The sequence below is a fragment of the Phycisphaera sp. genome, assembly GCA_025916675.1.
Taxonomy (GTDB): domain Bacteria; phylum Planctomycetota; class Phycisphaerae; order Phycisphaerales; family UBA1924; genus JAHCJI01.
In genome coordinates, this window is sequence record CP098402.1 from 1,228,384 (window position 1) to 1,244,865 (window position 16,482).

Sequence of the window (16,482 nt, forward strand, 5' to 3'; positions counted from 1 at the left end):
GTTCGTGGTGTCAGCTAACATGGGGGATTACCCAGTGCCAAGTATCGTCCGAACGTGCCGTCGTCGCCAGACGCTCGCCGCCCGCAGGGGCAACCTTCTCGTCGGTTGCCTGGCGGTCTTGGGTGTGATTGCCGTCCTGGTTGTTGTCGGGGGTGTCATCGTCTGGATGAATTGGAAGGGCTGGACTGCCGGTGCCATGAACGCCGGGATGAAGGCAGCCGTGACGGAAGCCGACTTACCCGCCGAGCAAGTGGGCCGCATCAACACCCAGATCGATCAGCTCACGTCGGCTTTTGAGGCCGGGGATGTGACCTTCGAAGACCTCGCCGAGGTCGTTCAGGCGATGGAGAATCACCCCATCCTGCCGATTGGTGTTCTCGAGTTCATCGAGTACAACAGTCTGAAGGCCGAGGGCCTGACCGATGAGGAACGGGCCGCGGGCACCTTGGCGACCCAGCGCCTCCAGCGGGCTTTGATCGATGAGCTCATGGTCATGGAAGATCTTGAGCCCGTGCTCGAGCCGGTTTCCCAACGCAGCGCCGACGGCAATCTGGAGCCACTCCAGAACCCCACCGCGCCGCAGGTAAGGCTCTACATCGCGGCTGCCGAGAAGAAAGCCGACGAATTGGGTGTCCCGAACGAGCCGTACGACGTCGATCTGGCCGAGCAGATCGAGCGGCTGATCAACGACACGCTGGGGCGCGAAGTGGTGAGTGCGCCCGCGGCCGGTGCTGCGTCGCTCCCGCCAGCCGATGGTGATCAGCCCGAGATCGAGGACCCCGATCCCGTGCCGGATCCCGAGCCCGAGACACCGGACACCGAAACCGGTGGCGGTTGAGCCGGAGGGAGTGCGAAGGGTTGCCATTTTTGGCATGCCCATCGCACACCAACGCCGAAAGCGAGTAGCGCGGCCGTCACACCAAGCATCGCCGGTTCGATGAATACCGCCAGCGTCACGCACCCGGCCAGGCCGATTGTGTGGACCCAGCGATGGATGAACCGGTCGCTCTTCGAATTCGACACCCGCATGGCGGCCAGGTTGGTCAGGGCGTAATATACGAGCACCGCTGCGGCGGCCAGCGACCAGGCGTGGGGCACGCTGCCGATCAGGATCACGAGGCCGATGCCTGCCGCCGCCGCGACGGTCGCGATGGCGGGCACGCCGTTGGCGTCGACGCGGGCGAGCGGCGTGGGCAGGTCACGCTCTCGTCCGGCCGCAAGGGCCACGCGCGAGAGGCCCATGATGAGATTGAGTTGCACCGCGAGCAGCGCCGCTGCCGCTCCCGTGCCGAGCAGCACGGCCAGCGTTGGTGCTTCGACCGCGCTGGCGATGGCCAGCAGTGGGGCGGCGTCCTGGCCCGCTCGTGCGCCGAATTCCGCGGGGCCCAGCACGCCAAGCCCGACGAATGCGACCAGCGCGTAGAGCAGCACTGCGATTCCAAGCGTGATGACGACCGCGCGCGGAATGGTCTTGCGGGGCTCGACCACTTCTTCACCCATCGTCGCGATGCGCGCGAAACCAGCGAACGCCACGAACGCGAGGGCGGCGGCTTCGAGCACGCCCGGTGCGGAAATCGGCCGATCTGCGATGCTGGACCACAAAACGCCGCCCCAACCCTTGTATGCCGCGGGCGCGGCGGCGATGGCCATCGTCAGCAGGGCCAGCACGGTGATGATGACGAGCCCGTAGTTGATTCGCACCGAGCGCGTGACGCCCGCGAGTGCCGCGGCTGTCACGACGAGGAGCGAGCCCAGCGCCGCGATGGTCATGGTCGTGCCATCGCCCGGCTTGCCGGTGATCCATGCCACCAGCCCGCCCAGGCCGAGCGCCGCCGTGGCGCACGAAGCTGTCTTGGCGATCAGGAAGACCCACCCAGCCGCGAAGCCCGCCAGCGGGTGGATGAAGCGGTAGCCATAGGCGTACGTCCCGCCGCTGACGGGGTGCACCGCGGCGAGCTGCGCACTACTCAGGCCGTTGCACATCGCCAGGCCGCCGGCGATGGCGATCGCGAGGAGCAGCCACGGCCCCGCGAGCCCCGCCCCGAGCCCGAGCGTGACGAACGCGCCGGTGCCGATGATCGAGCCGAGCCCCACGCCCACCGCCCCGGGCAGGGTGATGACGCGGCGGAGTTGGTTGGGGGTCGTGGGCATCGAGTGCGATGGTACGAGCCCCTCGCGCGAGCGAGGGGAATCGGGCGCCCATTCCCCTCGCTCGCGCGAGGGGCTCGTTGGGTTGGGTTAGCCGATTCTTGCCTGACCGCCCATGTACGGCCGGAGCACTTCAGGGATCGTGACGCTCCCGTCCGCGTTCTGGTTCATCTCGATCAGCGGGATCAGGAACCGCGGGCTCGCTAAGACAGTGTTGTTCAGCGAGTGGCAGAACGTCGTGGCCCCCTTACCGTTCGCACCGCCGGGGCGGTAGCGCAGGTTCAGGCGCCGGCACTGGAAGTCGTAGAGCCGGCTGGCGCTGTGGGTCTCGCCCCAGTCGCCGGTGGGCACGCCGTCCTTGTCCACCTCGCCGCGGCTGGGCATCCAGCACTCCACGTCGATCATGTCGGCGTTCTTCTGCCCCAGGTCGCCCGCGCAGCACTGCAAGAGGCGATACGGCAGCTCAAGGCTCTGGAGCAGGCTCTCCACGTACGTGATCATCTTGCGGTGCCACTGGCGGCTCTCGGCCTCGTCGGCCTTGCAGATGACCACCTGCTCGACCTTCTCGAAGTAGTGCACTCGGTACAGGCCCGCCGTGTCCTTGCCCGCGGCCCCGGCCTCGCGGCGGTAGCAGGGCGACAGGGTGCACAGCTTGATCGGCAGATCGTCCTCGTCGACGATCTCATCCATGTGGAAGCCCATCAGGCCGACCTCGCCCGTGCCGGTGAGGTAGCCGTCCGCTTCCCATTGGCGTTGGCCCGCTTCATCAGCCTCGTGGATGCCCACCTCGTAGGTCTGGTCTCGCCCGCCGGGGAAGAAGCCGGTGCCCACCATCGCGTTCTCGCGCACGATGCTCGGGGCGCTCACGGGCGTGAAGCCCTGGGCCACGATCTGGTCGAACGCGTACCGCAGGATGGCCTGGTGCAGCCGGAAGCCGTCGCCCGTGAGCACGTAGCTGCGCGAGCCGCTCAGCTTCACGCCCCGCTCGAAGTCCACCAGGTCGTGGACCTCCGCCAGCGCCTCGTGGCTCTTCGCGTTGAAACCCTTCTGCCCCGCGAACGGTTTCGCGGGATCGAACCCCGGCGGCGACCACCGCCGGATCTCCACGTTGCCCTCCGCTCCGGGGCCATCGGGCACGTCGGGGTCGGGCGGCTGGGGGATCATCAGCAGCAACGTCTCGAGTTCGGGCTCCAGCCCGGCCAGCTCGCTTTCCAACCGCTCGATCTCGCCCTTCAGCTTCGCCGGCCCGGCCTTCAATTCGTCCATCTCGGCTTGCAGCCTGGATGCCTCGGCGCCCACGGCCTTCTTGATGCGCCCGGCGAGCTGCCCCATCCTGGGCCCCATGGCCTTGCTCGCGGCGTTCTGCTCGGCCTTGAGGCTCTCGCGGCGGGTCATCAGGTCCCGCTTGCGGGCGTCCAGCTCGACCACGCGGCCGATGTCGACCTTGGCGTGCTTGCGGTCGGCGCCGCGTTGGTAGTGCTCGGGGTTCTCACGCAGGTGCTTCAGATCGATCATGGGGGGCCATCGTACCCGCTCCGCCTGGGGGTTTTTCCGCTCCGCGGGAGGGTGAAGACGCTCCACCTCCGCTTACGGCCGCGCCCACTCGGGAAGCTCGCCCGCGGGAATGAACCGCAGCTCCCCCGTGCCGGTGTAGCCGTAGTAGCCCGCGCGACCCTCGCCCTCGGGCAGCAGGAAGCAGTCTTCGTAGCGGACGTCGGCGATGAGCAGCGTCGGCGCGTCGCGGGGCTTGAAGAGGCCCCGCCTGCTCCTCCACGCTTTGGGATCGGGGTTGATGAGTACGGCAGCGCCCGCCACGGTGAGCCCGATGCCTTCGTCCTGGGCCCGGGCGAGTGCCTCGTGGAGCGTGGCGCCCCCGAGCACCGCGTCCTGCATCGTGCCGCCCATGTGGCCGAGGTGGTCGCTCACGTCGTGGGGCCCGTCCATCGACAGCGCGACGACCAGCACGGTCACGACCAGCGCCCCGCCAACCGCCACGAGCACCCCACACCCCAGCGCGAGCGGCACCCATACGGACCACCGACCGCGCGATTCGGGTCGGTCCGAGTCGGACGGTGAAGTCTGCGGCTCACGATGCTCGTGGTTGGTCTGGTCCATCGGTCCATTCTAACAAAGAACCAGCGGGTGCGCAAACACCACCGCCGCATGTCCCGAAGAACGCGCGGCGGTGGGTCTCGTGGGGGTCCGATGAAAGAACGAAACCGTCCAATCCACGCCGGGGCAAAGACCCCCCCACGGAGTGGGAAGACCCCGCCATGGAATGGCTTAGGCGGCGCCGCTTTGCGCGCCCTGGCCGCCAAGGAGGGCCAGCGACTCTTCGCCGTTGCCCGACGCGCCCAGGGGCAGGACGATGGGGCTCGAGTAGGCGCTGACGCCGCCCACGCGCTCGCCCCGCACGCGGTACTGCACGCTCGCCACGCCGCTGGGCGTGGTCTGGTCGAGGAACACGCGCTCGGGCACGGTGGCCAGCGTCGTCCACGGGCCGAGCTGCCCGCCGGTGCTCGCCGTGCGGCGCTGCACGCCGAACACGGTGCCGCCCACGCGGCTGCCGGCCCAGCGCACGCTCGCCCGGCCCTGCGTGTCCAGGCCGATCGAGAGATCGGTCGGCACGTCGGGCGCGCCCAGGGGCTCGCGCTCCTTGGGCGGGGCGATGGACGCCAGGGCGTAGACCGCGTCGGGGTTGGCGCTGTTCTTGGCGAAGCTGTCGATCGAGCGGATGCACGCGCGCCCGTCGTCGACCGCCGAGCCGATGGCGCTCAGCCATTCCACTCGGGCGTCCTTGGCGTCCTGGCGCTTCTGCTGGTAGTCGTCGTAGAGCGCGCGGGCGTTGGTCGTCTTGGTGACCGTCGATTGGGCGAGGGTCAGCTCCACGCCGATGGCGGCCTGGTTGGTCTCCCAGCCGTCGGCGCGGCCCTCGAGATACTGCAACTGTCCGAACTTACTTTGTGGTAGACGCATTGGCGACTCCGTTCGTATGGCCACGCGGGCGTGCCTCGGTGCGCCACCCATCGGCCGGGTCCACGCGGCCCCGCCCACCATGGGCGGGCGCCGCAGAACTTGCATCGACGGGGAGGCACACCGCCTTCATCAGAAAACCGAAGAATCGGTACAATCGCCACGATCCGCACCGACGGGCCGGGCCGGTGCCCCCCGGCAAACGGGCGGACGCTGGCACTTCTCGGACATAACATCGAAAAACCCGCCGGAACTCGGCGGTTTTGGGCCGGCTTGGTCGCCGACGGCGGCCGGTGTAACTCGAAACCGCACTCGAACGTCGTCGTTCAGAAGATGAACGGCGGCGTTCGGAAGCCGCACGACGAGGCGCAGGAGCGTCACGATGACGCCCAGGCGGTGCACGGCGACGTCCGGGCTGCGTACGACGGTGCGCAGGACCCGCGCCGCGAGGCGCCGCCGCGGCACGGGCCCGTGCGCGTCCCGGGCGGGCCTGGTTCTTGGATGAACGTGCTTGGGCCCATGTCCGGCGTTTGGCGCTGCGGCGGGGCACCCGCCGAAGGCGGCGGGACGCTGCGACTCCGCTCCACCAACTGGGGTTGTTCTTGGGCGCTCGCTTCGCTCGCTTGCGGGCTACCGCCCGGGCCGCTCAGCGGCCGCGCCTCTCGCATGCGCTGTCGCTCGAAGACTCGCTCGGCGGATGCTTCGGCGTCAAGAACCCAGTGCGTGCGGGCGCGAGTTGGCTCTTCGGCGACGGGGCATCCGCACCAGCCCGTCTTCGGGCGCAGGGCGCATGTCCCGGCGCGGCGGCCCCCGGCCGCCCGGCCGGTAGGCCGCAAGCGAGCGCAGCGAGCGCCCAAGAACAACCCAACGGAGCGCAGCGGAGGCGCGGCCGTCTTCGGCCCCGCCGCAGCGTCGAGCATACGTAACCCCCCAAAGCACCAACCCGAACACCCCGCGCCCGACCGATCACGCCACCTGCACCCCGCACTCCGGGCACGCCACGCCACGATCGAGCACCGCCCGGTCGTACCCGCACCCGACGCACCGCCCACCCCGCCGCCGCAGCGCCCGGCGCAGCACGCGCGGGGTGCGGACCAGGGCGAACAGGAGGAGGGCGTACACGCCCGTGTTGATGGCGAAGCCGGGCCAGAGGGGGAGCAGGGGGAGGGCGAAGCGGTCGAGAGGGCGGTAGGCGATGGCGCTGGCGTTGCCCGTGGCGATGGGCGGGTACGGTTCGTGCCAGAGCTCGATGCCGCCCAGGAGCGACACGGCCGGCGGGGCGGCCAGTTGCTCCACGCGAGCATGGCCGACCTTGTCGGGGTGTCCGGGCGGTGGGGGCGCATGGTTCTCGATGGCCTGGGCATAGTGAGCGCCGGTTGACACCGCGTGCAGCGGCCAGCCCGCGCGTACGAGGAAGAGCCGCTCGTCGATCAGGCCGCGCGGGGGCTCGAACGCCTCGCTCATGACGTCGGTCTCGCTGCCCATGAGACGCACGCCGATGGGCCGGGGGTAGACCTCGAAGGGCTTGTAGGGGAACGGGTAGTCCGGCAGCGGGGGCAGCCGGTCGCTCGGCCAGCGGTGCCGCCGCCACGCGGCGTCGGCGTTGATGTCCATCGCGGTGGCCATGCAGTAGCGGGAATTGAGATCGGCCTCGGGGGCGATCTGCCACAGCCCACGGGTCGTGTCGACGCCCAGCTCTCCAGAAGCGACGGCGGTGTCGATCTCCATGGCGTGCGCCGTGATGCGATCGACGGGCCAGAAGATGGGCGCGAAGGCCAGCGTCGGGGGCGAGGGGCTCGACCGCAGACGGGCGAACTGCACCGAGTGGATCGCCCACGACGAGAGCACCGTCGCTCCCGCCCCGAGCAGGGCGTAGACGAGCACGGTGCGGATGGCCCGGCGGCAACGCATGGAGCGATGGTATCAGGCCCGGTCCGCGGCGCTCGGCGTGCGGGCGTCGGTCCGCGTGCTCACGCCCGCGGCTCTGTTCTGATCGATTGCCGATCCCCTCCACCCAATTGCCAACTGCCCATTGCCAATTGCCACGCCTCACCGCAGCGCCGCGAGGACCGAGCCGACATCCCGCCCCTGGCCCACGGCCTCCATGAGCGCCGAGCCCACGATCACGCCGTCGCACGCGCCGCGCAGGGCGTCGGCGTGTTGTTTCGAGCGGATGCCGAAGCCGGCGCACACGGGGATGGTCGCGGCGGCCTTCACCTTCGTGAGGTAGCCGATGATCTGCGCCTGATCGGACCGCTTCTGCCCCGTGACGCCCACGCTGGTCACGGCGTACACGAAGCCCGTCGCGTGCTCGGCGATGCGCGCGAGGCGCTCGTCGCTGGTGACGGGGCTGACCATGCCGATCGTTGCCAGGCTGGCGTCGGTCAGGGGCCTGGCCATGCCGAGCGCTTCGAGGGGCAGGTCGGGCACGATCACGCCGTGCACGCCCGCGGCGATGGCGTCGTCAGCCAGCCGATCGAGCCCGTAGGCCAGCAGCGGGTTCAAGTATCCCATCAGCAGCAGTGGAGCGGCCAGCGTGCCGTCCAGGTCGCGCAGGGTCCGCATGATCTTGGTCATGGTCGCGCCCCGCTTGAGCGCTTCGCGGGCGCTCTCCTGCAGCGTACCGCCGTCGGCGATGGGGTTGCTGAAGGGGATGCCCACCTCGACCACGTCCGCGTGCGCGCAGGCTTCTTTGAGGATCTCTGGAAACGCGTCCAGAGTCGGATAGCCGGCCGTGACATACGCAACGAGCGCGATGCCGTGCTGCTCGCGTCCCGCGATGATGGCTTGAGCGATCCGCTGGTGCGGTTTCACGACGCACCGCCTTGCTGCTCGGCGAGCTTCGTAAGGATCGGCATGTCCTTGTCGCCCCGCCCGCACACGTTGACCAGCACCGTCGGGTTGTCGCGATTCCTACATAATCGCTTGGCGAGCGCCAGGGCGTGCGCGGGCTCGACCGCGGGCAGGATGCCCTCGAGCCGGCAGAGCTCATCGAGCGCGGCGATCGCGTCGTCGTCCCGCACCGCGTGGTACGTCGCCCGCCCGACGTGCGCCAGCAGCGCATGCTCGGGGCCGATGGCCGGGTAGTCGAGGCCGGCCGAGATCGATTGGGTGTCGCTCACCTGGCCGTCGCCGTCTTGCAGCAGCATCGACCGCGAGCCATGCAGCACGCCCGGGGTGCCGCCGCTCATGGTCGCCGCGTGCTGGCCCACGTTCGCTCCAACACCGCCGGCCTCGGCACCGTGCAACTCGACATCCGCGTCACCCAGAAAACCGTGGAAGAAACCAATGGCATTCGATCCGCCACCCACGCACGCAACGGCGATGTCGGGGAGCTTCTTGGCTTGTTCGAGCATCTGGCGGTGCGACTCGACGCCGATGACCTTCTGGAATTCGCGCACGATCCACGGGAAGGGGTGGGGGCCGACGGCCGAGCCGAGGATGTAGTGCGTGCCCTCGGGGTCGCCCACCCAGTGGCGGATCGCTTCGTCGACGGCCGCCCGCAGCGTCGCGTCGCCGGTGGTGACCGGCCGGACCTCGGCCCCCATCCGCCACATCCGCACGACATTGGGGGCTTGCCTTTCAACGTCTATCGCGCCCATGTACACGATGCATGGCAGCCCGAGCCGGGCACACGCGGCGGCCGTGGCTACACCGTGCTGGCCGGCACCCGTCTCCGCTACGACGCGCTTCGCACCGATGCGTTTGGCGATGAGCGCTTGCCCCAGTGCGTTGTTGATCTTGTGGGCACCGGTGTGGGCCAGGTCTTCACGTTTCAGCCAGACCTGGGCGTTCCATGCCCTGCTCAGCCGCGGGGCGTACATCAGCGGCGTTGGTCGGCCGACCCAGGTCTCCTGGTGTTGTTTCAGTTCGGTCTTGAACGCCGAGTCGTCGAGCGCCCCACGGGCGCCTTCCTCGAACCGTTCGAGCGCAGGCACCAATGTTTCGGGCACGAACCGCCCGCCGAAGCGGCCGAAGAAGCCATCATCATCGGGCAACTCACCATCGATGAGCTGCCGGAGAAGCGTGTCCGCGGTCATGGCTCTTCTCCCTCACGCACGGCTTGTACGAAATCACGTATCATCGCGGCATCCTTCACTCCCGGCGCAGTCTCCACGCCCGAGGATACGTCCACGGCGAACGGCCGGAGCGTGCGGACGACTGCCGATACGTTCTCGATGCCCAGCCCGCCAGCGATGACGATGCGGCATCGATCGATCCAGGGCCTTGCTTCGTGCCAGGGTGCGGGCGTGCCAGTCCCCGAGTCCTTGCCCTCCACAAGCACCATCGAGCCCTGATGCTCGGCCATCGCGGCGTCGAAGCCACTGCCAAGACGGACCACCGGCACCCGACGATCCATCGGTACGGCGCGGAGTGAACCATCGAAATCGGACGCATCGGATTGGTGCAACACCCATCCCGGCAGCGCGTCGGTCGCCATTCCAACGAGCTGAGCATCGGGGTGCCGGTAGACCGCTATCGTCGCGACGTACCCCGGGACACTTGAGAGCAACTGGGCCGCTCGCTTGGGCGTCACCTGCCGCGGTGATGGGCTCAGCACGACACCCACAGCGTCCACGCCGGCATCGACCGCCGAATCAACCATCTCCGGCGCTGTGAGCCCACACACCTTGATGCGCACGCGATCAGGCACGAGCCACCCTCCCGGCTTCGATCATCTCCCGGGCAAGCCTGCCCGAATCGGACGAACGCATCAAGGCCGTACCCACCAGGGCGCCGCCATATCCCAACCGGGCCACGGCTTGCGCATTGTCGGCGGTCGCGATTCCCGATTCGGCGATGCGAACGACGCCGTCAGGAAATGCCTCTGCCAGCGATGCGAACCGATTAACATCCTCTTGTAATGTAGCCAGATCACGGCAGTTCAAGCCAAGAAGCACGCCCGGGTGTTTGCTGATGGCCTGGGCCGACCGATCCAGATCCTCGGCATCAAACGCTTCGAGCAGAACGGTGAGCCCAGCTTCCACACAGGCATCCAGCATCCGGGCCAGCGATTCATCACCGAGGATCCGTGCGATCAGCAGCACCGCCGACGCCCCATTGGCGCGAGCCTCGAACACCTGGTAGGGCTCGACGAGGAAGTCCTTGCGCATGACCGGCACATCCACCGCATCGGCGATCGCACGCAGGTCTTCGAGGCTCCCACCAAATCGTGCGGGTTCGGTCAGCACCGAGATCATCGCCGCACCGGCATCTGAATAAGAACGGGCTTGCGCCACGACGTCGACATCCGCCGACGCCAGCGAACCCTGGCTGGGGCTCGACCGCTTGACCTCCGCGATCAGGTCAAAGCGATCAAGGACCAGCGGCTTCGGCGGTGGGGCGGCCAGGGCACGCGCACGCATGGGGTCCAGCGGCACGGCCGCCATGGCGGCGTGTGCTCGGGTGGCCGACCTCTTGGCCATGTCGTCGAGGAAGTTGGTGCCCGTCGGTGTCATGTGCCGGCCACCCTGGCCAACGTCGCAAGCTGTTCCGAAGCCCGTCCGTCGTCGATCGCCGATCGGGCCATCGCGATGCCTGAGGCCAAGTCGGACGCCGCCCCGGTAACCTCCATCGCCAACCCGGCCGTGAGCGCGAGCGCGTCGCGGTGGGGGCCCTGGTCCTCTCCTTTCATAACGCGGCGGAGCGCGTCGGCGTTCTCGGCGGGCGTGCCACCTCTCAGGTCGTCAGCATCGCAACGGGCGATGCCCGCGTCTCTCGGATCACGCTGGGTGTGCTGCACGCTGCCTTCGCGAACGTCGAACAACAAGAACGGGCCGACCGGTGTTGCCTCGTCCCATCCCGGCTCGCCGTGCACCACGAACGCCCGCTCGATGGTCATGCCCGACAGCGCGCGTGCCATGAGCTCGGCCATCTCGGGCGAATACGCCCCAATGACGGCGAACCGCGGTTGCCCCGGATTCGTGAGCGGCCCCAGAATATTGAACACCGTCCGCACGCCCATGGCCTTGCGAATCGGCGCGATGCGTGCCATCGCCGGGTGGTACGCCGGGGCGTGCAGGTACACGAAGCCTGTCTCACGCAAGGCTTGAGCAGGGTTGGCCATCGGCACGCCGACGCCCAACGCCGCCAGTAAGTCGGCCGCCCCGGACCTCGAACTGATCGAGCGGTTGCCATGTTTGACGATCGTCGCCCCGGCCGCCGCGGCCAGCAGCGCGCCGCCGGTCGAGATGTTGTAGCTGTTGCTGCCGTCCCCGCCCGTGCCGACAATGTCGCAGGCGTGCGGGGGCGTGTCGAAGTCGGGTGTTGTCGCGAGTTCGCGAAGGCCCTGAGCCAACCCGCGCACTTCTTCTGCCGACTCGCCCTTGCCCCGCAGCGCCGCCAGCAACGCCCCGGCCATCGCCGGCTCGATCGTGTCGTCCGCCAGCGCGTGGGCCAAGCCCCGCGCCTCCGCGGTGCCGAGCGAATGCCCGGCGAGCAAAGCCTCGAGCACTTCTCGTGGATCGAGTGTCATGATCTCGCCTCCGCCGTCGGTGCGTACACGCGTGCCGGGTAGGGCGGCTTGACGTTCCGATCGGTGATCCCCAGGAAGTTCGCCACCATCCGCCCGCCCCACGGCGTCAGCACCGACTCGGGATGGAACTGCACCGCCTCGATCGGCAGCGTCCGATGGCGCAGGCCCATCAGCTCGCCACCGTCCACATCGTGGGACGTCGGCACGAGGTCGGCGTGCAATTCGTCCTCGTGCACACCAAGCGAGTGGTACCGCCCGACCGCCGTCCGCTGCGGCACCCCCGCGTACACGCCCTTGTCGTCGTGCTCGATGTCCGAGGGCTTGCCATGCATCAGGCACGCGGCGTGGTGGATGGGCGCCCCCCACACGGCCGCGATCGCCTGGAAACCCAAGCACACGCCCAGTATCGGCAGCTCTTCGGCGAACGCCTCGACCATCGGCATCGTCATGCCCGCGTCCTGGGGCCGCCCGGGCCCGGGCGAGATCATCAGGTGGGTGGGTTCGAGGGCCCGAGCGGCATCAATGGTGATCGCATCGTTGCGATAAGTCAGCACCTCGGCCCCGAGCTCGCGCATGTACTGTACGAGGTTGAACGTGAACGAATCGTAGTTGTCGATCATCAGCACACGCGCCATCTCACCATCCCCCTTCGGCGAGTTCGAGCGCCTTCTCGAGCACGGCGACCTTCGAGCGGACTTCCTGGTACTCGGCCTCGGGCACCGAGTCGGCCACGATGCCCGCGCCGGCCTGGTATGCGTACCGGCCATCCTCGAATACCAGCGTGCGGATGCAGATCGCCTTGTCGGCGCTGGCCATTTCGCCATTGATGGGTTTCGCGAAGTAGCCCACCGCGCCCGCGTAAAACCCACGCCCCACCGGTTCGTACCCATCGATGAGCTGCATCGCCCGCACCTTCGGCGTGCCCACCAGCGTGCCCGCGGGGAACGACGCGGCCATCAGGTCCATCGCGTCGGCCCCGTCATCGAGCACACCCCGCACGCCGCTGACCAGGTGCATGACGTGCGAATACCGCTCGACCACTCGGAACGGATCGACCCGGATCGTGCCGGGCCTGGCCACGCGGCCCAGGTCGTTGCGGGCCAGATCGACCAGCATCACATGCTCGGCGGCCTCCTTGGGATCCGCGTTCAATTCGGCCTCGAGCGCGCGGTCCTCATCCTCGTTCAGGCCGCGCTTACGGGTGCCGGCGATCGGCCGGAGCATCGCCTGCCCGTCCTGACAGCGAAAGAGGGCCTCGGGCGATGCGCCCACGACACGCACGCCCTCGATGTCGAGGAAATACATGTACGCCGAGGGATTAAGCATTCGCAGGGCTCGGTACACCTGGAACGGATCGGTGTGAATCTCGCCCGTGCTCTGGATGCTCAGCACGAGCTGGAACACCTCGCCCTCGTGGATATCGCCCTTGGCCGACGCCACGCGATCGATGAACTCGTCCTGCGTCATGCTGTGCGACGCTGGCGAGTGCCCGCTGCGGACTGGCTCGGGCGGGTGGGCCCCGCGCATCGCGTGGACCATCTCGCGCTTAAGTGATTCGCGTTCCCACTCCTCACCCGCATGCAGCAAGGCCATGCGTCGGGTCAGGTGGTCGAAGATCAGCACGCTCCGCGGCGCACAATACAATGCGACGGGTGTGCGTGTGTCCCGGCCTTCGGGTGCGGGCAACGGCTCGAAGAATCGCACCGCGTCGTACCCGCTCACCCCAACGATGCCCCCCGCGAACGGCACCCCCGGCGGCACCGGCCCCAGCGACGGCGCCCGATCACGAAGGTCCCGCAGCATCGCCAGATATCCAGCCGAGCCCTCGGGGGCCGGAAACTCCTCGGAACCCTGGTGCGAGTGGATAGCCAGCGGCGATCCATCGGCGGGCAGCCTGGCCGTAAACGCCGGATCGAGCCCGATGAACGAATACCGCGCCAGGCGCGTCCCGCTCTCGGCCGACTCGAGCAGGAAGCACGGCTTGAACGCGCCAAGCTTGCGATAGGCCGACACCGGCGTATCCAGGTCGGCGGGGATGTCAAATGGGGATTGCATGGCCGAACGGCGTCCTCGGGGGCTGGTCGAAGGTGTATCGACTCATCCGAGGTGGTTCAGCCAAGCCGCCACGGAGAGGTCTCTGCGGGGCGGCGTGCGTGTGGTTGCGTTGCGGGTTAGGCCGAAAGCCGGCCCGCCCGAGCACCAAGAGCACCACGCCCCATACGCCAACGCCACAGCCAGCCGCATTTGCGACCGGCGGGCAGGGCTGATTTGGAGGCGGCGGTACTCATGATGTCCATTATGCCAAGCGGGATGCTCCCCGTCAAGGCAATATTCGCCGCTCTGTGGATATCGGCCGTCCGATGGGGAGTTTCTCTATATCGCTCGGTCGGGGGGAATCTTTGGCCTGCCGGTGCGAATCATGGGTTAACCATGACAACCCTCGACACCAAGCTCGCCGACCTCCTCTCGCCCATCACCGCCGGCCAGATCAACGCCGCCACGCGCGTCTGGATGGCCCCGCTCACCCGCAGCCGCAGCAAGCAGCCAGGCGACATTCCCTGGGAACTCAATGCCGAGTACTACGCCCAGCGTGCCGACCCGAAGGAGGGCGCCGCCGTCATCATTTCCGAGGCCACCCAGGTCAGCCAGCAGGGCAAGGGCTACGCCTTCACGCCGGGCATCTACTCGCCCGAGCAGGTCGAAGGCTGGAAGCTCGTGACCAACGCCGTCCACGAGAAGGGCGGCCTGATCCTGGCCCAGCTCTGGCACGTCGGCCGCATCAGCCACACCGACCTGCAGCCCAATGGCGGCAAGCCAGTCGCCCCCTCGGCCATCCGCGCCGACAGCAAGACGTACACCACCAAGGACAAGCAGCTCGTTCCCACCAGCGAGCCCCGGGCGTTGGACATCGACGAGATCCCCGGCGTGGTCGACCAGTTCCGCCAGGCAGCTCAGAACGCCAAGGACGCCGGTTTCGACGGCGTCGAGATCCACGGTGCCAACGGCTACCTGCTCCAGCAGTTCCTGAGAGGCTCGACCAACAAACGCACCGACGGGTACGGCGGCTCGCTCCAGAACCGCGCCCGCTTCGGCCTAGAAGTCGCCAGGGCGGTCCTCACGGTCTGGGAGCCGGGCAACGTCGGCTACCGCGTGAGCCCGATGGGCGAGGGTGCCGACGACCCGCAAGACCAGCCCATCGATACGTATTCCTACTTGGCCACCCAGCTTGGCAAGATGGGCTTGGCCTATATCCACGTCGTCGAAGCCTTCCGCGACACCGCTCGCAACGAGCAGAGCGAGCCGGTGTACGCCGCGATTCGTAAGGCCTTCCGCGATGCCGGCGGCCACGCCTATATCGCTAATGGCGAGTACTCCGCCGGCGACGCGGCCGAACGCATCGCCCAAGACGAGGCCGACGCCATCGCCTTCGGCAAGCCCTTCATCAGCAACCCCGACCTGGCCGAGCGATTCCGCCGGGATGCCCCGCTGAACGAGTGGGACCGCGACACGTTCTATGGCGGTGGAGCCGAGGGGTACACCACATACCCGTCTCTGGATTGAAGGGTCCAGAACAGCAGAAGAAGCCCTGACGGGAGTAAATGACCCGAATACTCCTTGTGGATCGCCTGTTCGTTTGTTGCAAGGAACGCCGCCGTTGTGCGACCAACTCCGTGGAGGACCAACATCTATGGAATCCCGAGCTATCGCCATCCGTTTCGTCTCGATCTCGTCTATCGCCCTTCTGGCCGCCACCGTCGCGGTCGCCAGCGTGCTGCGTCCGATACCATTTGTCAACCAGCAAGCCGCCAGCCAGACCGCCACCGAGGCTTCCAAAATGACCACGACCGATTCCACCCACGCCGCGACGACGCCGCTCAAGGTCTTCGACTTCAACGGCAACCTCGTGGGCCCGATGCCCCTGCCGCGCCTCGAACTCACCGAGGCCCAGTGGCAGGAGCGGCTGAGTCCCGAGGCATTCCGCATCCTGCGCAAGGCTGGCACTGAGGCCGCCTTCTGCGGCACGCTCCTCGATAACAAACTGGACGGCGTGTACGCCTGCGCCGGTTGCGCCCTGCCGCTCTTTGCCAGCGACGCCAAGTTTACCAGCGGCACGGGCTGGCCCAGCTTCTTCAAGCCCGTCGCCAGCGAGAACATCAGCATCGAGCAGGACACCAGCTACGGCATGGTCCGCACCGAGATTTTGTGCGCCCGCTGCGATGGCCACCTGGGCCACGTCTTCAACGACGGTCCCGAACCCACGGGCATGCGCTTCTGTGTGAACAGCGAGAGCCTGGAGTTTACCGAGGGTGACAAGCTCGAAAGCCTTGGCGAAGTCGCCGTCGCATACTTTGCCGGGGGCTGCTTCTGGTGCGTCGAGGGTGTGTTCGAGCAGCTCTTGGGTGTGTACGACGTGACCAGCGGCTACACCGGCGGCCACGAGAACCCAGAGACCCTGCCCGTCACCTACAAGCAGGTCTACACCGGTGCTACCGGCCACGCCGAGGCCGTCCGCATCGTCTACGACCCCAAGGTGATCTCGTACGAGGCCCTGCTCGAGGTCCACTTCGCCACGCACGACCCGACCACGCTTAACCGCCAGGGCGCCGACGTCGGCACACACTACCGCAGCGCCATCTTCTTCGCCAACGACAAGGAGAAGAAGGCCGCGCAGGCGGTTATCGACAAGCTCACCGCGGACAAGGAATTCAAGAGACCGATCGTGACCACGCTCGAACCCCTCAATGGATTCCAAGTGGCCGAAGATTACCACCAGAACTACGCCGAGTTGAACCCCGATCAGCCGTACATTTGTAACGTGGCCACGCCCAAGATCGAGAAGGTCCGAAGTAAATTCCCGCAGAAGGTCAAGCTAAACTAGATCGGTA

The 16,482-nt window shown here is 67.8% G+C and carries 15 protein-coding genes; 3 read left to right on the top strand and 12 right to left on the bottom strand.

All coding sequences use genetic code 11. From position 1 onward, the window contains the following. Positions 1-34: 34 nt before the first annotated feature. The gene (locus NCW75_05265; GenBank protein ID UYV13693.1) at positions 35-838 is read left to right on the top strand and encodes a hypothetical protein; all 804 of its coding nucleotides are present in this window, start codon (positions 35-37) and stop codon (positions 836-838) included. Here NCW75_05265 and NCW75_05270 read toward each other — a convergent pair. The 12 genes from NCW75_05270 to NCW75_05325 form a co-directional block, all read right to left on the bottom strand. Further along, complete coding sequence (locus NCW75_05270; GenBank protein UYV13694.1) at positions 760-2,151, bottom strand: APC family permease; 1,392 nt, start codon at positions 2,149-2,151, stop codon at positions 760-762. The genes NCW75_05265 and NCW75_05270 overlap by 79 nt on opposite strands. Before the next feature lie 87 nt (positions 2,152-2,238). Further along, positions 2,239-3,663 carry a serine--tRNA ligase gene (gene serS, locus NCW75_05275; GenBank protein ID UYV13695.1) on the bottom strand — a complete coding sequence of 475 codons (1,425 nt, stop codon included), beginning with the start codon at positions 3,661-3,663 and terminating at the stop codon, positions 2,239-2,241. 72 nt (positions 3,664-3,735) lie between these two features. Further along, positions 3,736-4,263, bottom strand: coding sequence for a hypothetical protein (locus NCW75_05280; protein UYV13696.1), 528 nt, complete (start codon positions 4,261-4,263; stop codon positions 3,736-3,738). Positions 4,264-4,431: 168 nt separating this feature from the next. Then, on the bottom strand, positions 4,432-5,124 hold the full coding sequence (locus NCW75_05285; protein UYV13697.1) for a hypothetical protein: 693 nt from the start codon (positions 5,122-5,124) through the stop codon (positions 4,432-4,434). Positions 5,125-6,087: 963 nt separating this feature from the next. Beyond that, on the bottom strand, positions 6,088-7,032 hold the full coding sequence (locus tag NCW75_05290) for a hypothetical protein (GenBank protein UYV13698.1): 945 nt from the start codon (positions 7,030-7,032) through the stop codon (positions 6,088-6,090). A gap of 138 nt (positions 7,033-7,170) precedes the next feature. Beyond that, the gene (gene trpA / locus NCW75_05295; GenBank protein ID UYV13699.1) at positions 7,171-7,935 is read right to left on the bottom strand and encodes a tryptophan synthase subunit alpha; all 765 of its coding nucleotides are present in this window, start codon (positions 7,933-7,935) and stop codon (positions 7,171-7,173) included. Beyond that, positions 7,932-9,161 carry a tryptophan synthase subunit beta gene (gene trpB, locus NCW75_05300; protein UYV13700.1) on the bottom strand — a complete coding sequence of 410 codons (1,230 nt, stop codon included), beginning with the start codon at positions 9,159-9,161 and terminating at the stop codon, positions 7,932-7,934. The genes trpA and trpB overlap by 4 nt, the downstream gene beginning before the upstream one ends. Next, positions 9,158-9,775: a phosphoribosylanthranilate isomerase gene (locus NCW75_05305; protein UYV13701.1), complete on the bottom strand. Its 618-nt coding sequence runs from the start codon at positions 9,773-9,775 to the stop codon at positions 9,158-9,160. Before NCW75_05305 ends, trpB begins: the two co-directional genes overlap by 4 nt. Further along, positions 9,768-10,580: an indole-3-glycerol phosphate synthase TrpC gene (locus NCW75_05310; protein UYV13702.1), complete on the bottom strand. Its 813-nt coding sequence runs from the start codon at positions 10,578-10,580 to the stop codon at positions 9,768-9,770. Before NCW75_05310 ends, NCW75_05305 begins: the two co-directional genes overlap by 8 nt. Next, complete coding sequence (gene trpD / locus NCW75_05315) at positions 10,577-11,596, bottom strand: anthranilate phosphoribosyltransferase (GenBank protein UYV13703.1); 1,020 nt, start codon at positions 11,594-11,596, stop codon at positions 10,577-10,579. Before trpD ends, NCW75_05310 begins: the two co-directional genes overlap by 4 nt. After that, on the bottom strand, positions 11,593-12,231 hold the full coding sequence (locus tag NCW75_05320; protein UYV13704.1) for an aminodeoxychorismate/anthranilate synthase component II: 639 nt from the start codon (positions 12,229-12,231) through the stop codon (positions 11,593-11,595). Before NCW75_05320 ends, trpD begins: the two co-directional genes overlap by 4 nt. A gap of 1 nt (position 12,232) precedes the next feature. Further along, a complete protein-coding gene (locus NCW75_05325; protein ID UYV13705.1) occupies positions 12,233-13,651 on the bottom strand; it encodes an anthranilate synthase component I family protein in 1,419 nt (472 codons plus the stop codon). 375 nt (positions 13,652-14,026) lie between these two features. Between NCW75_05325 and NCW75_05330 the strand changes: the two genes are divergently transcribed. Continuing rightward, on the top strand, positions 14,027-15,157 hold the full coding sequence (locus NCW75_05330; protein ID UYV13706.1) for an alkene reductase: 1,131 nt from the start codon (positions 14,027-14,029) through the stop codon (positions 15,155-15,157). 127 nt (positions 15,158-15,284) lie between these two features. Continuing rightward, on the top strand, positions 15,285-16,475 hold the full coding sequence (locus NCW75_05335) for a bifunctional methionine sulfoxide reductase B/A protein (protein ID UYV13707.1): 1,191 nt from the start codon (positions 15,285-15,287) through the stop codon (positions 16,473-16,475). The last annotated feature ends 7 nt before the right edge of the window (positions 16,476-16,482 follow it).